Source organism: Flavobacterium chuncheonense, assembly GCF_042686145.1.
Lineage (GTDB): Bacteria > Bacteroidota > Bacteroidia > Flavobacteriales > Flavobacteriaceae > Flavobacterium > Flavobacterium chuncheonense.
On record NZ_JBHUPC010000012.1, the window covers coordinates 58,893 to 72,425 of the forward strand.

Below are 13,533 nucleotides of genomic sequence, written 5' to 3' on the forward strand. Positions count from 1 at the left end.
TAAATTATGGTGATTTTCATACATTTAAAATATTAAAATATTATGATTTAGTTAAATTCTCCATCTACATAATACCAAACACCATTTTCATTTTTAAAATCTGATTTCTCATAATGCACTTGCGCTTGCAAATTTTCATCGAAAAAATAAGCTTTGAAAGCAACTTGATGCTCTTTTGCCCACAAAACTTCCAATTTAATCCAAGTATTGGTTGTAGCCCATTTTAAAATCTCTGGTTTAGAAAAGTACTCACGTTGCGATTTATGTGTAGTTGAAATCAAATAATCGGCATCATGAAGTGTGTAAGCTGTGTAACGCGATCGCATTAATTGCTCGGGAGTTTTAGGCCTCTCTTTCCCTACAAGAAAAGGTTCGCAACAACTTTCGAATTGCTTTCCAGAACCACAATTACATAAAGCCATTATTCTGAAGCATTAATTTTGTTATGCAAATGGCTTACTAAAACTTGATACTTACTGATTTCGCGTAAAAACACCTCATCAGATGAAGTATCAATTAAATCTTCAATTTTATTATTGATAATCTCAATTCTAGTGTTGGCTGTTTTGTATTCTTTTCGTGCAATTGCATCAATTATCGCTTGTACTTCAGCATTTAAAGCATCAAAAAAAGGATTATTCATTCGTATCTGTAGGTTTATTTTTAAATTGATTCATAATTGCCTTACGCTTAGCTTTCAATGCATTCTTTGCTTCATTTTCATTTTTCTTTTTAGCGTCAACTTTCTTTTTATGTGCCAAACGGTTGGTTTCGTTACGTCTTCCCATTTTATATAAATTCGCGCTTAATCACAACCAAAGAATTGTTTGTGGTAATAAGTTTATCAACAATTATTTTTCGTAATTCGTTTAAATCTTCAAATTTCAGATATTTTGCCCAATTATCTTCCAAAAGCACCTCTTTTATTTGCTGAATAACTTTTGCAGTAGCGGAAGCCGTTCTTAAAACAGCAATAGAATCATAACTAGGATTGTTTTTATGCTGAAAAGTAACATCATTTGTTTTCCAATCCACTTCGATATAAAACAAATTCTGATTTTCATTATTGGGATAAAAGTCTGTCCATTTTGCATAACCTATCCTTTCTACTTGATTGACTTGCTCATTCGTAGTCTGCAATCGCCATCTGCAATTTGCTGCCCTTCCCCAATGATTGGAAACTCGATAAACGCCTTCTGCTGTAAAATAATAAGTACTACCCGACTTACTGGTGTAGCCTTTTGATATCCCTTTCAAACTTGAGGGATCAACTTCTTGAAATACACAAAAAGTATGATTGTGAAAATTAAACCGATTGTACGTTATGTTGTCTTGCATTATAATTCGCCAGTTCTGATAATATTTTCCGATGCCCCCGAATGCTTTAATAATCGAAAATGAGATCGTATAGCATGTAAAACGGGATAGCAAGTATACGGCAAATTATTTTCATTCGCATATTTACGAATCAATGGTGTTATCTGTGGGTAATACGTATGTGTAATTGTCGGAAACAAATGATGCGCTGTATGATGCGTAAAGCCTCCGTATAAAAAATCAGCAACAGTATTTCCTGCACTAAAATCTTTTGTGACACTTAACTGATGTTCCAACCAGCTTGTTTGCATATTTCCTTCTTCATCGGGTATCGGAAAAACAGCACTTTCATCTACATGTGTAGATATTAATGCAACAACACCAACAACACTAGCAATAAGATGCATTACTATCCAAGCCGAAAAAATAGTCAAAAAACTATGATTTAAGACCCAATATGGCACCATTAGCATATAAAACAAATTAAACGCTTTTGCTACAAATAATCGTACATATTCCACTCTTGGAATAGTATAAAGACGTTTTAAGTAATTGTCTTTGATTCCAAAAAAGTCTTTAAAATCACGAATAAACAACCAAATTAAAGTATAAAACGGATACACAAACCACATATAAATGTGTTGGTATTTGTGAAACGAGTACCATTTACTATTTGGAAATAACCGTACTGCATCACTCTGTTTGATATCACAATCCCAATTTTGAATATTTGGATAAGGATGATGTAGTAAAGTATGTCTTTTGATCCAAACCGCACTATTACTTCCAAATAATTCTAGAGTATAGCAAAACCATCGGTTGTGTTTTTTCTTAAAGAAAACAGCACCATGTGCGGCGTCATGAAACGAATTCACAAAAATGACAATCATGCTTATCCCCATAAGGATGTAAAATAAATACAAATACCGAATTGTATTTCCAAAAAAGAGTATACAACTGTAAAAAAACAGAAACAACGCTAATAAAAATAAGGCTTTATAAATACTCTTCCTTTGGACAGAAGTATCGACGAGTATATTCTCTTTTACTTCTTTAGAGAGTTTTCTAAAAAAATCATCCTTGGGGCTGTGTAGAAAAGTAGGTTTTTTCAATCTTTCCATAACTACTTCGGATATGACTATAACAAATATAAAAAATATAATGATAACATTACAATTCAATTTTTAAGTAACAATTGTTACATTTTTGTTTATCTTTAATCCTGTATCTTTACCATTATTTATATACTACTATAAATTAAAGCTTAATTTATAATGATTGAAATCCTCAAACAAGCCTATGGCTTTATATTTGAAGAAGAGCTTTTGAATGAAATTGCAAAAGTTGCTACGTTAAAAAAGTTTAAAGCCGATGACTACCTTATCGAAATTGGTGACAATATTCAATTTATGCCTTTGTTGATTGATGGGGCAATTAAAATTCTCCGCGAAGACGAAGAAGGTGACGAACTTTTGCTTTATTTCTTAGAAAGAGGCGATACTTGTGCAATGACACTTACATGCTGTTTGGGTAAATCAAAAAGTAAAATTAGAGCAATTGCAGAAACAGACGGTAATATGCTTATGATTCCTATTGAAAAAATGGAGGAATGGATTACTCAATATAAATCGTGGCGCAATTTTGTATTTGAAAGTTATAATATCCGTTTAAACGAAATGCTAGAAGCCATAGACACACTAGCTTTTATGAATCTAGACGAGCGTTTGTTCAAATATTTGAGTGATAAAGCCAAAGTACTTGGCACTACAGATATTGTAAACACACACCAACAAATTGCTAATGAAATGCATACCTCAAGAGTAGTAATTTCTAGAATTTTAAAAAGTTTAGAACTAAAAGGAAAAATTAAATTGCACCGCAATAAAATTGAAATACTAGAATTATAATGGAAGTACTCGGTTATTTAGGAGCGCTACTTATAGGATTAGTACTGGGTTTAACAGGCGGTGGTGGTTCAATGTTAACCGTTCCTATTTTAGTTTATATTCTATTTTTAAATCCTGTAACAGCAACTGCCTATTCCTTGTTTATCGTTGGTACAACATCCGTTTTTGGAGCACTTCAAAATTTTAAAAAAGGATTAGTCGATTTTAAAAAAGGATTCCTATTTGCAATTCCTTCTTTTGTTGGAGTCTATCTTACAAGACGTTATATTGTTCCGAAAATTCCAGAAACATTATTCACAATAGGAAATTTCACACTAACAAAAGGAACCTTTTTAATGCTCTTTTTTGCTGTTATCATGATTTTAGCTGCAATATCAATGCTCAAAAAGAAAAACAATGCGGCACAAACAGATAAAGAAGCTGCTGTCAGCATATTGATTTTGCAAACATTTTTTATTGGAATTATAATAGGTCTTGTTGGTGCAGGAGGTGGATTTTTAATAATCCCCTCTTTGGTATTATTTGCAAAATTGCCGATGAAAAAAGCAATCGGTACTTCATTATTCATTATTGCCATGAATTCCTTAATTGGCTTTTTAGGCGATGTGCAAACCTTAACTATAGACTGGTTTTTTCTAATGACTTTTACATCTGTTTCTATAATAGGAATCTTTTTAGGAGGGTATTTAAACAAATTCATTAACGAAGCTCAATTAAAAAAAGGATTTGCTTATTTTGTGTTACTTATGGCAACCTTTATTTTATTTAAAGAAACGTTATAGTGTAACTTTGGTTGCATTAAAGCCATTCAAAATTCGTAATTTTACATCATCAAATTAAAAAAACATATTTTATGAAAATAGAACAAATATATACTGGTTGTATTGCACACGCTGCATACTACATCGAAAGCAAAGGAGAAGTCGCTATTTTTGATCCTTTACGTGAAGTGCAACCTTACATTGACCGTGCAAATAAAGATAATGCTACTATTAAATACATTTTTGAAACACATTTCCATGCCGACTTCGTTTCGGGTCACTTGGATTTAGCCAAGAAAACGGGTGCAAAAATTGTATATGGTCCAACGGCTAATCCAAATTTTGATTTCATTAGCGCCGAAGATGGACAAGAATTCAAAGTAGGTGATTATACAATTAAAGCATTACACACTCCAGGACACACATTAGAAAGTACGTGTTACCTATTAACTGATGAAAACGGAAAACAACATGGTATCATCACAGGAGACACTTTATTTATTGGAGATGTTGGTCGTCCAGATTTAGCTCAAAAATTAGTTGAAGATTTAACGCAAGAGGTATTAGCAGAAAAGTTATTCTACTCTTTACGAAACAAAATTATGCCTTTAGCTGATGATTTGATTGTATACCCAAATCATGGTGCAGGAAGTGCTTGTGGAAAAAACATGAGTAAAGAAACAACAGATACTTTAGGTAATCAAAAGAAAACCAATTATGCATTACGTGCCGATATGACGGTTGAAGAGTTCAAAAAAGAACTTTTAGAAGGATTAACTCCTCCTCCAGCCTATTTCCCACAAAATGTAATGATGAACATTAAAGGGTATGAAAGTTTGGATAACGTAATGGAGAAAGGAAAGAAACCTTTAACACCTCAAGAATTTGAAACAGTTGCAAATCAAACAGAAGCTTTACTCTTAGACGTAAGACACGAAAATGATTTTGTTAAAGCTCACATTCCTGGATCAATTTTTATTGGACTCCACGGTGGATTCGCTCCTTGGGTAGGTGCTCTAATTAAAGATGTACAACAACCTATTTTATTGATTACTCCTGATGGTAAAGAAGAGGAAACCATTACACGTTTATCTAGAGTTGGTTTTGACAATACATTAGGTTACTTAAACGGAGGTATTGAAGCATGGAAAGAAGCAGGATTTGAAACCGACAGTATTGAATCGGTTTCACCAGAAACTTTAGCTACAAATTATGATAATGCAATTGTAATTGATGCTAGAAAACCAAGTGAGTTTATCGCTGAGCGTGTTGAAAAAGCTGTTAACATCCCATTAGACTATATTAACGAACACTTAGCAGAAGTCCCTAAAGAAGAAGCTTTTTATGTGCATTGTGCTGGTGGTTACCGTTCAGTAATTTGGGCTTCTATCATGAAAGCTAGAGGATACCACAACATGATTAATGTTGAAAAAGGAATGTCAGGAATAAGAAATACAAATATTCCATTAACCAATTATGTTTGTCCTTCGACTTTAAAATAACAGAGAAAAAACAAAATTAAAATCAGGTGAAAACCTGATTTTTTTATGAAAAAATTAATAGAAAAAGGAGATGCAAACCTTTTAAAATAAATACATTTGCAGTATAAAAACTATATTTTATTTATGAAAAAAATCGTATTAGTAGTAGCAGGAGTTTTTGCTTTTGTTGCTTGTGAAAAAAAATCAAACGAAGGGTTTACTATAGCAGGAACTGCAGAAGGGTTTGAAAACGGAAACAAAGTTATCTTACAAGTACAAGGTGACATGGATATGATTGCCAAAGACACTGCTGTTATTGAAAATGGAAAATTTGAAATGATTGGAAACTCTGAAATTCCAGAATTTGGTTTCCTAACACTTGAAAACAATACTCGTGTTCCTTTAATTCTTGAAAACGGAACAATCTCAGTAATTTTAGATAAAGATAGTATCCAAAATTCAGTAGTAAAAGGAACTCCCGAAAACGATTTCTTTCAAGAATACACTACAAATACTAAAAGCATCTATAAAAGAATAAGTTCGTTTCAAAAAAACAATCAAGAAAAATTCATGACGGCTCAAGGTAGCAACGATACTGTTACTATGAATGCATTAATGGATCAATTGAAAAATATTCAAGATGAGTTAACGGTTTTAGCAGAAAACACCATCAAAAATAATCCAAAGAAATACTTAACTATTTTATTATTGGAAAATCAAATTATGATGCAAACTATCACTCCTGAAGTAGCAAAATCATATTTTGACAATATCAATGAAAAGTACAAAAACACTAAGAATGCTTTAAACATTAAAAAGACATTAGAGGCATTCAATTCAGTTGAAATAGGTAAAGCTGCTCCAGACTTTTCTGCACCATCTCCAGAAGGCAAAACCATATCACTTAAAGAATCTTTAGGAAAAGTTACAATTATTGATTTTTGGGCTTCTTGGTGTGGTCCATGTAGAGCAGAAAACCCGAACGTGGTTGCTTTATATAATGAGTTACATGAAAAAGGTTTAAATATCATTGGTGTTTCATTAGACAAAGATGCTGATAAATGGAAAGCTGCTATCGAAAAAGATGGTTTAACATGGAATCAAGTATCAAATCTTAAATTTTGGCAAGATCCAATTGCAGAACAATACAACGTAAAATCAATTCCTGCTACATTCATTTTAGATGAAAACGGAATTATTGTAGCAAAAGATTTAAGAGGAGAAGCTTTAAAAGCAAAAGTAAAAGAACTTTTAGGGCTATAAGTTCCAAAAAAAACATACTATTCAAAAAAAATCTCCTCAGGGAGATTTTTTTATACATTTCATTTTCAATAGCTTAAAAAAAAGTGCAAAAAAAAGTGCAAAATTAGAGTGATTTCTTTTTGCATAAATGAAAAACAGTCCTATATTTGCATCGCTTTAAACAACAAAGCACACTAAGGCTGGGGAGATACTCAAGCGGCCAACGAGGGCGGACTGTAAATCCGCTGACTAAGTCTTCGCAGGTTCGAATCCTGCTCTCCCCACAAAACAAAAAAACACTTAAGTTCCTTAAGTGTTTTTTTTTGTTTATACCCATATGCATTTCATTACCATTCATACCAAAAAAAAGAGCAGGATAAAACCCTACTCTTTTAATTCAATCAATATTCTATTCTTTTAATTCAATTCAAAACTAACATTTACTGTTGAACTAATTTCAATTTCTCCTATAGCAAGCGTTTCTCTTACACTACTTTCATCCATTGCTTTTGCCATCATAACATTTCGATATACTGGTTGCGGATAAAAGGTTTGTGAATTATCAGTAATTGCAATCGCTTTACCCACTTTCTGACCCAATACACCTGCATAGTCCTCTGCTTTCTTTTTTGCGTTTAAAATAGCCTTTTTACGTATCTCTGATTGTAACTCTTCCAACTTCGACGATTTAAAATCGACTCCCTGAATATTATTAATTCCAGAATCTACCAATTCCATCATCAAGACATCATACTTGGATAAATCTTTCAAATGAATCGAAATCGTTTGTGTAGCCTTGTAAGAATACTTTTTAGTTTGGTAATCAAAATTCTTATTCAAAGAAACATGCTCCGTTTTAAAATCAGCTGGAGCAATTCCTTGCTTTTTGATTGTTTTAATAACCGATTCCACCACTTCATCATTTTTCCTTTTAACTTCAGAAGCGTCTTTACCAATATTTTCAACTCCTACCGTAATAAACGCTTCATCAGGTGTTACTTTTATTTTCCCTTCTCCTACAACAGAAATTTGAGGAACAGTTTGAATTGTTTGTGCTTGTACCATAGCTGTAATTAATGTAAGTACTAAAAAAAATTTCTTCATAACTAATTATTTACTTTATCCATTCCAATTCCCATGCCAAAACTCTTACAATTTATTTTTTTTGTTCAAATAAAACAAAACAACAATTGGGATTAACAACAAAAACACCATTTTAGCATTGGTATAAATCATTTGAGGCTGCTTTACCAAAGTTATCAAATACCCCCCTATAGCACCTCCAAAATGTGCCGTATGCCCTATATTATCATTTTTTGCTTTCATACCATAAATTGAATATAACAAATACCCTATTCCAAAAATATAACCTGGAATTGGTATTGGAATAAAAAACAAATACAGATTCATTTCTGGAAATAACAATATTGAACTGTAAATAATACCCGTCACAGCACCTGAGGCCCCTACAGCTCTATAGTAATATTGATCTTTATGCATATACATAGTCAACAAACTACCCGATATCAAACTTCCAATATAAATTATCAAAAAATTCAAATGCCCAAAAGACTGTATTACCACAGGTGCAAAAAAATAAAGTGTCAGCATATTAAAGGCAAAATGTGTAACATCTACATGTAAAAAACCGCTTGTTATCATTCGTATTTGCTCTCCAGCTTTAATACTTCCCACATGAAATTCATAACGTCTAAAAAAAGAAGAATCGTTAAACCCTTTAAAACTAACCACTCCTGTAACTACTATAATTAAAATAAGTACAATGTCCATAAAAAATAAATTTTAGTAAATTTAACAATAGTTGATGTATTTCTATACAGTTATAAAAAAGTATATTTGTAAAAAGTTTTTTAATGCGCTTACTTGTATACTATATCACCTACCCTTTATTGTGGTTAATTTCTATTTTACCTTTCCCTCTATTTTATCTTTTTTCTGATTTTGTTTACATTGTTGTATATCGAATTATTGGATACCGAAAAAAAACAGTGAGAGAAAATATCGAACTCTCATTACCTCATCTGAACAAATCGGAAAGATTAGCCATTGAAAAAGAATTCTATAAACATATGTGTGATATGTTTTTAGAAATGATTAAAACCATGTCAATCTCACAAAAAGAAATTGAAAAAAGATATGTTTTTAAGAACTTAGAAGTATATCAAGAATTAGAAAAAAAAGGAAAAAGTGTTGCCTTACTTTGTGCCCACTACGCAAGTTACGAATGGGCCGTATCGATGAACTATCATATTAAATTCACAGGTGTAGGTATTTACAAGCAAATTGCTAATCCTTATTTTGACAAACTGGTACATAAAATTCGCTCAAAATTCAAAGCAGAATTGGTAACCACTAAAGAAACTATACCTACAATTTTCAAGAATTTTAAATCCAAAAAAATGTGTGTTTATGGTTTTGCTAGCGATCAAAGCCCAAAACCATCTGCAGCTCATCATTGGGCTGACTTCATGGGACACCATGTACCCGTACATACTGGAGCTGAAATGCTTGCTAAAAAATTCGACATGAATGTCATCTTTTTGAGAACTAAAAAAGTAAAAAGAGGTTTTTACGAAGCAAGCTTTGAAGTACTCAGTACAGACATTAAAAGCGTTCCTAATTACGAAATTACAGACCAATTTTTGAAACTTGTCGAAGAACAAATATACGAAGCTCCTGCATACTATTTATGGACACATAAACGATGGAAACATAAAAAAGAAAAAGCGGAATAATATTCCGCTTTTTCTTTTTTATGTTTATTCTTTCTTTTACAATTTGAACCAATTTTGAACCATTTGCTTTTCCGATGCTTCAAAATTTAAGTGTGTAAACTCATTTGTTCTATTGTTATACTTATATTCTTTAGCCCACTCTTGGTGATTTTCAGCCAAAGCTTTAATACAATTGCATACAAATTCAATCTCTTGAGTTGTTGTTGTTGGATGAATTGACATACGAATCCATCCTGGCTTTTCTTCTAAATCTCCTGAAGAAATTTTACACACAATAGAATTTGAACGCTCCTGATCAACATGCAATAAATAATGCCCATATGTTCCCGCGCAGCTACAACCTCCACGGGTTTGTATACCAAACTTATCATTCAATAATTTAACTCCTAAGTTAAAGTGCAAATCATCAATATAGAATGAAATAACACCTAATCTATTCGTGTGCTGAGGCGCCAATATGTTAATGTTCGGAATATTACCTAAAGCATCAAAAACATAACTTACAATTTCATGCTCTCTGTCCAAAATATTTTGAACTCCCATTTGTTCTTTCAGTTGAATTGCTAAAGCTGTTTTGATTACCTGTAAAAAACCAGGCGTTCCACCATCTTCACGCTCTTCGATATTATCAATATATTTGTGCTCTCCCCATGGATTAGTCCATTTTACAGTACCTCCACCAGGACAATCAGGCACATTGTTTTTGTATAAATTCTTATTAAACAACATAACCCCACAAGTACCAGGACCTCCTAAAAATTTGTGTGGCGAAAAGAAAATAGCATCCAAATACGCTTCATCATCTGCTGGGTGCATATCAATATCTACATAAGGACCAGAGCAAGCAAAATCAACAAAGCAAACACCGTTGTTTTGGTGCATAATTTTTGCTACTTCGTGGTAAGGTGTCTTAATTCCCGTAACATTGGAACAAGATGTTATTGAAGCAATTTTAAAACTTCTATCTTGATACTTTGCAATTTCCTTTTTAAAATTTTCCAAACAAAACAATCCATCTACACTCGCCGGAACAACTACTACATCAGCAATTGTTTCCAACCATGACGTTTGATTTGAATGATGTTCCATATGCGAAATAAAAACAATAGGTTTAATCGCATCAGGAATTACAGCATATTCTTTAAGATTTTCAGCAATACGAAGTCCCAAAATACGTTGTAATTTGTTTACAACACCCGTCATACCAGTACCATCAGTAATCAATACATCATTTTCATTAGCATTAACATGCTTTTTGATGATTTTTCTTGCCTCGTGGTAAGCCATTGTCATAGCCGTCCCCGTTACTGAAGTTTCCGTATGTGTATTGGCAACAAAAGGTCCAAACTCATTCATCATTTTTTCCTCAATAGGACGGTATAGTCTTCCACTAGCAGTCCAATCGGTATAAATAATATTCATGTCACCATAAGGAGAACCAAATGTTTGATCAATACCAATAATATTTTTTCTAAAGGAGTTGAAATATTGTTCTAATTGCGTTGTTTCTTTTGCTGTAATCATTACTCAAAAATTTGTGCAAATATACGCAATTCCACAATTTTAAATTTTAGGTCGCCTATTAAATTTGTAACTTTGAGCAACTTATACGTTATGAAATTAATAATCTTAGATACTTTTAACAAGGAACTACCTGCAGATGAAAACATTACAAACGAAATTCGCAATGTTTCTAAAGCTTGTTTTTCTTTTGTAACTCCCAGATCACCAAGTAATCCGAAGGTCATTCATGTCACAAAGGAGGTAGCAAAACTTGTCGGTTTATCAGAAGCGGATACAGCCTCATCCGATTTTTTAGATGTCTTTTCAGGAAAAAAAACACATCCCAATACCCAACCTTTTGCTATGAATTATGCAGGACATCAATTTGGCAATTGGGCAGGACAACTTGGCGATGGTAGAGCTATTAATTTATTTGAAGTAAACCATCGATCCAAACAATGGATGCTCCAACTTAAAGGTGCTGGTAAAACTCCATATTCCCGCCGTGGGGATGGATTAGCCGTTTTACGTTCCTCTATTCGCGAACATTTGTGCAGTGAGGCCATGCATCATTTAGGAGTCCCCACTACACGTTCCCTTTCATTAATCACAACTGGCGACCAAGTATTAAGAGATATGCTATATGATGGTCATCCGGATTATGAAAAAGGAGCTGTTGTGTGTCGTGTGGCGCCAACTTTTATCCGTTTTGGAAATTTCGAACTTTTTGCAGCGCAAAATGATATTGAAAACCTAAAACGATTAGCCGATTATACCATAAAATATCATTTCCCTGAAATAACAACAAAGGGCAAACAAAAATATATTGATTTCTTTCAAGCCGTTACAACTAGTACAAAAAAATTAATCTTGGGATGGCAAAGAGTTGGTTTTGTACACGGTGTTATGAATACTGATAACATGTCAATTTTAGGCCTAACTATTGATTATGGCCCATATGGATGGACCGATGATTACAATCCGAATTGGACACCTAATACTACAGACGCAGAAGGCAAGCGTTATCGCTTTGGCAACCAACCCAATATTGCTTTATGGAACCTACTCCAATTAGCAAATGCTTTATACCCCTTAATTGAAGATGCTAAACCTTTGGAAACCATTTTAGAAAACTATTCCAATGAATTTCAATCGGAATTCAAAAAAATGATATTGGAAAAATTAGGGATTGAAAACATTATAACGACCGATGAAAATTTAGTTAATCAATTACTAACAACATTACAAGAAGTTGAAACTGATATGACCATTTTCTACCGCTTATTAGCTAAAGTATCTAAAAAGGATAGTCCTGAATCAGCATTAGAAAAATTAAACTTTGCTTTTTATATTCCAGAAAGTGTTACAAACAACACTAAAGAATCATGGTTGTATTGGCTAAGTCTTTACATCATTCGTTTACAAGAAGAAACACTCTCTGATGAAGCTAGGGCTACAAAAATGAATAAGGTAAATCCAAAATATGTTTTACGCAATTATATGGCGCAAGTAGCAATTGAAGCAGCAGACAACGAAGACTACACTGTTCTAAATGAATTATATGAAATGCTTTTAAAACCATATGATGAGCAGCCAAAATTTGAAAAATGGTTTGCAAAACGTCCCGACTGGGCTCGAACAAAAATCGGAAGTTCCATGTTGAGTTGTAGTTCCTAATTAACAAAAAAATGAGTAGCTTTAGTTAACCAAAAAACATAAGTATGAAACAAATAACATTTTCCCAAGTTATCAATGCGCCGGCTGAAAAAGTTTGGTTTTGCATGTGGAATAAACCTAATTATGAAAATTGGACAAGTGTGTTCTCTGAAGGTTCATTTGCTCTTTCTGATTGGAACAAAGACAGTAAAGTGCATTTTTTAATGCCGAAAGGAGATGGTATGTTTTCTGAAATTACCGAAATGATTCCGAACCAACAAATGAGTTTTCATCACTTGGGCGAAATCAAAAATTTCATAGAACAAGACATCAATAATGAATGGACTGATTCTGAAGAAAGCTACTATCTAACTGAAGAAAAAGGCAATACAACTTTAAAAGCGGTATTAAAAATTGACGATAAATGGCAAAACTTTTTCGATACAACCTTTCCTAAAGCACTTGAAAAAATTAAAGATGACGCAGAAAATGGGAACATTAAATTCATAACTGTACAATCAATTGTAGATAAACCAATTGAAGAAGTGTGGCAAAAATATACCCAACCAGAAGATATTGTCAATTGGAACTTTGCTTCAGACGATTGGCACTGTCCAAAAGCATCAAACGAAATTAAAACTGGTGGAAAATTCGCCTATACCATGGAAGCTAAAGATGGTAGTATGGGATTTGATTTAGAAGGTACTTACACCGAAGTTATCCCTTTAAAAAAGTTAGCTTTTAATCTTGAAGACGGTAGAAAAGTATGGACAGAATTTGTTGATTTTAACGGTAAAACATTAATTTTAGGCAGTTTTGAACCCGAACAAACACACTCTGTTTTTATGCAACGTGATGGATGGCAAGCCATTTTAAATAACTTTAAAAAATATTGTAACAACTAAACTTA

Annotated in this window: 15 protein-coding genes and 1 tRNA gene; 8 read left to right on the forward strand and 8 right to left on the reverse strand. The window is 32.8% G+C overall.

Features of this window, described 5'->3' with window-relative positions:
• Positions 1-47: 47 nt before the first annotated feature.
• From ACFS5J_RS04215 to ACFS5J_RS04235, 5 genes are read right to left on the reverse strand one after another with little or no spacing between them, the layout of a single operon-like run.
• The gene (locus tag ACFS5J_RS04215) at positions 48-422 is read right to left on the reverse strand and encodes a YchJ family protein (protein WP_379810772.1); all 375 of its coding nucleotides are present in this window, start codon (positions 420-422) and stop codon (positions 48-50) included.
• A complete protein-coding gene (locus ACFS5J_RS04220) occupies positions 422-643 on the reverse strand; it encodes a hypothetical protein (protein WP_379810773.1) in 222 nt (73 codons plus the stop codon). The genes ACFS5J_RS04215 and ACFS5J_RS04220 overlap by 1 nt, the downstream gene beginning before the upstream one ends.
• Positions 636-788, reverse strand: coding sequence for a hypothetical protein (locus tag ACFS5J_RS04225; RefSeq protein WP_379810775.1), 153 nt, complete (start codon positions 786-788; stop codon positions 636-638). The genes ACFS5J_RS04220 and ACFS5J_RS04225 overlap by 8 nt, the downstream gene beginning before the upstream one ends.
• A gap of 1 nt (position 789) precedes the next feature.
• Positions 790-1,338 (reverse strand): hypothetical protein, encoded by a 549-nt coding sequence (locus ACFS5J_RS04230; protein WP_379810776.1) that lies wholly within the window; start codon positions 1,336-1,338, stop codon positions 790-792.
• Complete coding sequence (locus tag ACFS5J_RS04235; protein ID WP_379810777.1) at positions 1,338-2,438, reverse strand: fatty acid desaturase family protein; 1,101 nt, start codon at positions 2,436-2,438, stop codon at positions 1,338-1,340. Before ACFS5J_RS04235 ends, ACFS5J_RS04230 begins: the two co-directional genes overlap by 1 nt.
• Positions 2,439-2,591: 153 nt before the next feature.
• On the opposite strand from ACFS5J_RS04235, the gene ACFS5J_RS04240 reads away from it, so the two are divergent.
• The 5 genes from ACFS5J_RS04240 to ACFS5J_RS04260 all read left to right on the forward strand — a co-directional run bounded on the left by ACFS5J_RS04240 (position 2,592) and on the right by ACFS5J_RS04260 (position 6,992).
• Positions 2,592-3,224 (forward strand): Crp/Fnr family transcriptional regulator, encoded by a 633-nt coding sequence (locus tag ACFS5J_RS04240; RefSeq protein WP_379810778.1) that lies wholly within the window; start codon positions 2,592-2,594, stop codon positions 3,222-3,224.
• Positions 3,224-4,006: a sulfite exporter TauE/SafE family protein gene (locus ACFS5J_RS04245; RefSeq protein ID WP_379810779.1), complete on the forward strand. Its 783-nt coding sequence runs from the start codon at positions 3,224-3,226 to the stop codon at positions 4,004-4,006. The genes ACFS5J_RS04240 and ACFS5J_RS04245 overlap by 1 nt, the downstream gene beginning before the upstream one ends.
• Before the next feature lie 71 nt (positions 4,007-4,077).
• On the forward strand, positions 4,078-5,487 hold the full coding sequence (locus ACFS5J_RS04250) for an MBL fold metallo-hydrolase (protein ID WP_379810780.1): 1,410 nt from the start codon (positions 4,078-4,080) through the stop codon (positions 5,485-5,487).
• Between the two features lie 123 nt (positions 5,488-5,610).
• Complete coding sequence (locus ACFS5J_RS04255) at positions 5,611-6,729, forward strand: redoxin domain-containing protein (protein ID WP_379810782.1); 1,119 nt, start codon at positions 5,611-5,613, stop codon at positions 6,727-6,729.
• A 181-nt stretch (positions 6,730-6,910) separates the two neighbouring features.
• Positions 6,911-6,992: transfer RNA gene (locus ACFS5J_RS04260), tRNA-Tyr, on the forward strand.
• A gap of 133 nt (positions 6,993-7,125) precedes the next feature.
• Here ACFS5J_RS04260 and ACFS5J_RS04265 read toward each other — a convergent pair.
• A complete protein-coding gene (locus tag ACFS5J_RS04265) occupies positions 7,126-7,812 on the reverse strand; it encodes an SIMPL domain-containing protein (RefSeq protein WP_379810783.1) in 687 nt (228 codons plus the stop codon).
• 45 nt (positions 7,813-7,857) lie between these two features.
• Positions 7,858-8,499: a rhomboid family intramembrane serine protease gene (locus tag ACFS5J_RS04270; RefSeq protein ID WP_379810784.1), complete on the reverse strand. Its 642-nt coding sequence runs from the start codon at positions 8,497-8,499 to the stop codon at positions 7,858-7,860.
• An 83-nt stretch (positions 8,500-8,582) separates the two neighbouring features.
• Between ACFS5J_RS04270 and ACFS5J_RS04275 the strand changes: the two genes are divergently transcribed.
• Entirely contained in the window at positions 8,583-9,464 is an 882-nt protein-coding gene (locus ACFS5J_RS04275; RefSeq protein WP_379810785.1) for a lysophospholipid acyltransferase family protein, read from the forward strand.
• 36 nt (positions 9,465-9,500) lie between these two features.
• On the opposite strand, the gene ACFS5J_RS04280 is transcribed toward ACFS5J_RS04275, so the two are convergent.
• Entirely contained in the window at positions 9,501-10,988 is a 1,488-nt protein-coding gene (locus ACFS5J_RS04280) for an aminotransferase class V-fold PLP-dependent enzyme (RefSeq protein WP_379810786.1), read from the reverse strand.
• A 90-nt stretch (positions 10,989-11,078) separates the two neighbouring features.
• On the opposite strand from ACFS5J_RS04280, the gene ACFS5J_RS04285 reads away from it, so the two are divergent.
• Both ACFS5J_RS04285 and ACFS5J_RS04290 read left to right on the forward strand, forming a co-directional pair.
• Positions 11,079-12,644: a protein adenylyltransferase SelO gene (locus tag ACFS5J_RS04285; RefSeq protein WP_379810787.1), complete on the forward strand. Its 1,566-nt coding sequence runs from the start codon at positions 11,079-11,081 to the stop codon at positions 12,642-12,644.
• A 44-nt stretch (positions 12,645-12,688) separates the two neighbouring features.
• Complete coding sequence (locus ACFS5J_RS04290; RefSeq protein WP_379810788.1) at positions 12,689-13,528, forward strand: SRPBCC domain-containing protein; 840 nt, start codon at positions 12,689-12,691, stop codon at positions 13,526-13,528.
• Positions 13,529-13,533 lie beyond the last annotated feature (5 nt).